Origin of the sequence: Pseudomonas sp. NPDC089741 (assembly GCF_044748825.1) — a bacterium.
Classification (GTDB): Bacteria; Pseudomonadota; Gammaproteobacteria; order Pseudomonadales; family Pseudomonadaceae; genus Aquipseudomonas; species Aquipseudomonas helmanticensis.
Genome location: NZ_JBIVGT010000083.1, coordinates 1 through 285 on the forward strand (window position 1 = coordinate 1; position 285 = coordinate 285).

Annotated in this window: 1 protein-coding gene; it reads left to right on the plus strand. The window is 56.1% G+C overall.

The genetic code is table 11. The features are described from left to right. The coding region (locus tag ACIPZE_RS28890) for a F0F1 ATP synthase subunit gamma (protein ID WP_400776837.1) at nucleotides 1–285 on the plus strand (285 nt) is incomplete at both ends.

The following is a 285-nucleotide window of genomic DNA, read 5'->3' on the forward strand; positions in this document are numbered from 1 at the left end:
GTAAGCAAAATGCGCAAGGCACCAATGCGCATGGCTGCTAGCCGTCCTTATGCGGAACGTATCCGCCAGGTAATTGGGCATCTGGCCAACGCCAACCCGGAATACCGCCACCCGTTCATGATCGACCGCGAAATCAAGCGTGTGGGTTATGTTGTGGTGAGCAGTGACCGTGGTTTGTGCGGCGGCTTGAACACCAACCTGTTCAAGGCCCTGGTCAAGGACATGGCGGTAAACCGCGAAAACGGCGTCGATATTGATCTGTGTGTCGTTGGTAGCAAGGGTGCG